Genomic DNA, 5265 nt, shown 5'->3' on the forward strand with positions numbered 1-5265 from the left:
ATCAAAGATGTAACCAACGATTGCTGAGCTAAGTTTAGGGTTTTCTCAAAACCCAAGCAGTATTGAACTGAAGAGTTTGATCATGGCTCAGATTGAACGCTGGCGGCAGGCCTAACACATGCAAGTCGAGCGGTAGAGAGGAGCTTGCTTCTCTTGAGAGCGGCGGACGGGTGAGTAATGCCTAGGAATCTGCCTAGTGGTGGGGGATAACGTTCGGAAACGGACGCTAATACCGCATACGTCCTACGGGAGAAAGCGGGGGACCTTCGGGCCTCGCGCCATTAGATGAGCCTAGGTCGGATTAGCTAGTTGGTGAGGTAATGGCTCACCAAGGCGACGATCCGTAACTGGTCTGAGAGGATGATCAGTCACACTGGAACTGAGACACGGTCCAGACTCCTACGGGAGGCAGCAGTGGGGAATATTGGACAATGGGCGAAAGCCTGATCCAGCCATGCCGCGTGTGTGAAGAAGGTCTTCGGATTGTAAAGCACTTTAAGTTGGGAGGAAGGGTAGTAACTTAATACGTTGCTACTTTGACGTTACCGACAGAATAAGCACCGGCTAACTTCGTGCCAGCAGCCGCGGTAATACGAAGGGTGCAAGCGTTAATCGGAATTACTGGGCGTAAAGCGCGCGTAGGTGGTTCAGTAAGTTGGAAGTGAAATCCCCGGGCTCAACCTGGGAACTGCTTTCAAAACTGCTGAGCTAGAGTACGGTAGAGGGTGGTGGAATTTCCTGTGTAGCGGTGAAATGCGTAGATATAGGAAGGAACACCAGTGGCGAAGGCGACCACCTGGACTGATACTGACACTGAGGTGCGAAAGCGTGGGGAGCAAACAGGATTAGATACCCTGGTAGTCCACGCCGTAAACGATGTCAACTAGCCGTTGGGAGTCTTGAACTCTTAGTGGCGCAGCTAACGCATTAAGTTGACCGCCTGGGGAGTACGGCCGCAAGGTTAAAACTCAAATGAATTGACGGGGGCCCGCACAAGCGGTGGAGCATGTGGTTTAATTCGAAGCAACGCGAAGAACCTTACCTGGCCTTGACATGCTGAGAACTTTCTAGAGATAGATTGGTGCCTTCGGGAACTCAGACACAGGTGCTGCATGGCTGTCGTCAGCTCGTGTCGTGAGATGTTGGGTTAAGTCCCGTAACGAGCGCAACCCTTGTCCTTAGTTACCAGCACGTAATGGTGGGAACTCTAAGGAGACTGCCGGTGACAAACCGGAGGAAGGTGGGGATGACGTCAAGTCATCATGGCCCTTACGGCCAGGGCTACACACGTGCTACAATGGTCGGTACAAAGGGTTGCCAAGCCGCGAGGTGGAGCTAATCCCATAAAACCGATCGTAGTCCGGATCGCAGTCTGCAACTCGACTGCGTGAAGTCGGAATCGCTAGTAATCGTGAATCAGAATGTCACGGTGAATACGTTCCCGGGCCTTGTACACACCGCCCGTCACACCATGGGAGTGGGTTGCACCAGAAGTAGCTAGTCTAACCGCAAGGGGGACGGTTACCACGGTGTGATTCATGACTGGGGTGAAGTCGTAACAAGGTAGCCGTAGGGGAACCTGCGGCTGGATCACCTCCTTAATCGAAGACTTCAGCTTCTTCATAAGTTCCCACACGAATTGCTTGATTCATTGCGAAAGACGATTGGGTCTGTAGCTCAGTTGGTTAGAGCGCACCCCTGATAAGGGTGAGGTCGGCAGTTCGAATCTGCCCAGACCCACCAATTGTTGTGGGGTTTGGCCTTGTAAGAATATGGGGCCATAGCTCAGCTGGGAGAGCGCCTGCCTTGCACGCAGGAGGTCAGCGGTTCGATCCCGCTTGGCTCCACCATATACAGCTTCGTTAAGAGTTCAGAAATGAGCGTTCCTACTGTTAGTAGATGAATGTTGATTTCTGGTCTTTGACCAGTAAGAAAATCGTTCTTTAAAAATTTGGGTATGTGATAGAAGTGACTGATTGATTACTTTCACTGGTAATTAATTTGGTCAAGGTAAAATTTGTAGTTCTCAATTGCAAATTTTCGGCGAATGTCGTCTTCACGTTAGAGACAATAACCAGATTGCTTGGGGTTATATGGTCAAGTGAAGAAGCGCATACGGTGGATGCCTTGGCAGTCAGAGGCGATGAAAGACGTTGTAGCCTGCGATAAGCTCCGGGGAGTCGGCAAACAGACTTTGATCCGGAGATCTCTGAATGGGGGAACCCAGCCAGCATAAGCTGGTTATTACACACTGAATACATAGGTGTGTAAGGCGAACCAGGGGAACTGAAACATCTAAGTACCCTGAGGAATAGAAATCAACCGAGATTCCCTTAGTAGTGGCGAGCGAACGGGGACTAGCCCTTAAGTTGATTTGAGAATAGTGGAAGGCTCTGGAAAGTGCCGCCGTAGTGGGTGATAGCCCCGTACACGAAATTCTCTTATCAATGAAATCGAGTAGGACGGAGCACGAGAAACTTTGTCTGAATATGGGGGGACCATCCTCCAAGGCTAAATACTACTGACTGACCGATAGTGAACTAGTACCGTGAGGGAAAGGCGAAAAGAACCCCGGAGAGGGGAGTGAAATAGATCCTGAAACCGTATGCGTACAAGCAGTGGGAGCCCACTTTGTTGGGTGACTGCGTACCTTTTGTATAATGGGTCAGCGACTTATATTCAGTGGCGAGCTTAACCGAATAGGGGAGGCGTAGCGAAAGCGAGTCTTAATAGGGCGACAGTCGCTGGGTATAGACCCGAAACCGGGCGATCTATCCATGGGCAGGTTGAAGGTTGGGTAACACTAACTGGAGGACCGAACCGACTACCGTTGAAAAGTTAGCGGATGACCTGTGGATCGGAGTGAAAGGCTAATCAAGCTCGGAGATAGCTGGTTCTCCTCGAAAGCTATTTAGGTAGCGCCTCGTGTATCACTGTTGGGGGTAGAGCACTGTTTCGGCTAGGGGGTCATCCCGACTTACCAAACCGATGCAAACTCCGAATACCAACAAGTGTCAGCACGGGAGACACACGGCGGGTGCTAACGTCCGTCGTGAAAAGGGAAACAACCCAGACCGTCAGCTAAGGTCCCAAAGTTATGGTTAAGTGGGAAACGATGTGGGAAGGCTTAGACAGCTAGGAGGTTGGCTTAGAAGCAGCCACCCTTTAAAGAAAGCGTAATAGCTCACTAGTCGAGTCGGCCTGCGCGGAAGATGTAACGGGGCTCAAACCATACACCGAAGCTACGGGTTCAACGTAAGTTGAGCGGTAGAGGAGCGTTCTGTAAGCCTGTGAAGGTGAGTTGAGAAGCTTGCTGGAGGTATCAGAAGTGCGAATGCTGACATGAGTAACGACAATGGGAGTGAAAAACTCCCACGCCGAAAGACCAAGGTTTCCTGCGCAACGTTAATCGACGCAGGGTGAGTCGGCCCCTAAGGCGAGGCAGAAATGCGTAGTCGATGGGAAACGGGTTAATATTCCCGTACTTCTAATTACTGCGATGGAGGGACGGAGAAGGCTAGGCCAGCACGGCGTTGGTTGTCCGTGTTTAAGGTGGTAGGCTGATTTCTTAGGTAAATCCGGGAAATCAAGGCCGAGAACTGATGACGAGTTATCTTTTAGATGACGAAGTGGTTGATGCCATGCTTCCAGGAAAAGCTTCTAAGCTTCAGGTAATTAGGAACCGTACCCCAAACCGACACAGGTGGTTAGGTAGAGAATACCAAGGCGCTTGAGAGAACTCGGGTGAAGGAACTAGGCAAAATGGCACCGTAACTTCGGGAGAAGGTGCGCCGGTGAGGGTGAAGCATTTACTGCGTAAGCCCATGCCGGTCGAAGATACCAGGCCGCTGCGACTGTTTATTAAAAACACAGCACTCTGCAAACACGAAAGTGGACGTATAGGGTGTGACGCCTGCCCGGTGCCGGAAGGTTAATTGATGGGGTTAGCTAACGCGAAGCTCTTGATCGAAGCCCCGGTAAACGGCGGCCGTAACTATAACGGTCCTAAGGTAGCGAAATTCCTTGTCGGGTAAGTTCCGACCTGCACGAATGGCGTAACGATGGCGGCGCTGTCTCCACCCGAGACTCAGTGAAATTGAAATCGCTGTGAAGATGCAGTGTATCCGCGGCTAGACGGAAAGACCCCGTGAACCTTTACTATAGCTTTGCACTGGACTTTGAGTTTACTTGTGTAGGATAGGTGGGAGGCTTTGAAGCGTGGACGCCAGTTCGCGTGGAGCCAACCTTGAAATACCACCCTGGTAACCTTGAGGTTCTAACTCTGGTCCGTTATCCGGATCGAGGACAGTGTATGGTGGGTAGTTTGACTGGGGCGGTCTCCTCCTAAAGAGTAACGGAGGAGTACGAAGGTGCGCTCAGACCGGTCGGAAATCGGTCGTAGAGTATAAAGGCAAAAGCGCGCTTGACTGCGAGACAGACACGTCGAGCAGGTACGAAAGTAGGTCTTAGTGATCCGGTGGTTCTGTATGGAAGGGCCATCGCTCAACGGATAAAAGGTACTCCGGGGATAACAGGCTGATACCGCCCAAGAGTTCATATCGACGGCGGTGTTTGGCACCTCGATGTCGGCTCATCACATCCTGGGGCTGAAGCCGGTCCCAAGGGTATGGCTGTTCGCCATTTAAAGTGGTACGCGAGCTGGGTTTAGAACGTCGTGAGACAGTTCGGTCCCTATCTGCCGTGGACGTTTGAGATTTGAGAGGGGCTGCTCCTAGTACGAGAGGACCGGAGTGGACGAACCTCTGGTGTTCCGGTTGTCACGCCAGTGGCATTGCCGGGTAGCTATGTTCGGAAAAGATAACCGCTGAAAGCATCTAAGCGGGAAACTTGCCTCGAGATGAGATCTCACTGGAACCTTGAGTTCCCTAAAGGGCCGTCGAAGACTACGACGTTGATAGGTTGGGTGTGTAAGCGCTGTGAGGCGTTGAGCTAACCAATACTAATTGCCCGTGAGGCTTGACCATATAACACCCAAACAATTTGATGTTTGCGTGTCTCTATGAAGACTGCAACAGCCGAAAATTTGTAAGAACTGCAAAACCATTTATCACATACCCAATTCGAGGTAGCGAGCCGCGTAAGCAGCACGACATCTCAGCTGAATCGCTTGACGACCATAGAGCATTGGAACCACCTGATCCCATCCCGAACTCAGTAGTGAAACGATGCATCGCCGATGGTAGTGTGGGGTTTCCCCATGTGAGAGTAGGTCATCGTCAAGCACCTATACCAAAACCCCCGATC

At 51.3% G+C, this 5265-nt stretch carries 2 tRNA genes and 3 rRNA genes; all 5 read left to right on the plus strand.

Annotation, left to right across the window (positions count from 1 at the left end):
* Nucleotides 1–64 precede the first annotated feature (64 nt).
* The 5 genes from HCI85_RS20830 (at nt 65) to rrf (ending at nt 5243) form a co-directional block, all read left to right on the plus strand.
* Nucleotides 65–1601, plus strand: a 16S ribosomal RNA gene (locus HCI85_RS20830).
* Nucleotides 1602–1666: 65 nt separating this feature from the next.
* Nucleotides 1667–1743, plus strand: a tRNA-Ile gene (locus tag HCI85_RS20835).
* Nucleotides 1744–1774: 31 nt separating this feature from the next.
* Nucleotides 1775–1850, plus strand: a tRNA-Ala gene (locus HCI85_RS20840).
* A 245-nt stretch (nt 1851–2095) separates the two neighbouring features.
* Nucleotides 2096–4985: ribosomal RNA gene (locus HCI85_RS20845) — 23S ribosomal RNA — on the plus strand.
* A 142-nt stretch (nt 4986–5127) separates the two neighbouring features.
* Nucleotides 5128–5243 (plus strand): 5S ribosomal RNA (gene rrf / locus HCI85_RS20850).
* The 16S, 23S and 5S rRNA genes sit together here with 2 tRNA genes alongside, the layout of an rRNA operon.
* Nucleotides 5244–5265: the final 22 nt, after the last annotated feature.

Origin of the sequence: Pseudomonas sp. OTU750018 (assembly GCF_011636575.1) — a bacterium.
Taxonomy (GTDB): Bacteria; Pseudomonadota; Gammaproteobacteria; order Pseudomonadales; family Pseudomonadaceae; genus Aquipseudomonas; species Aquipseudomonas peli.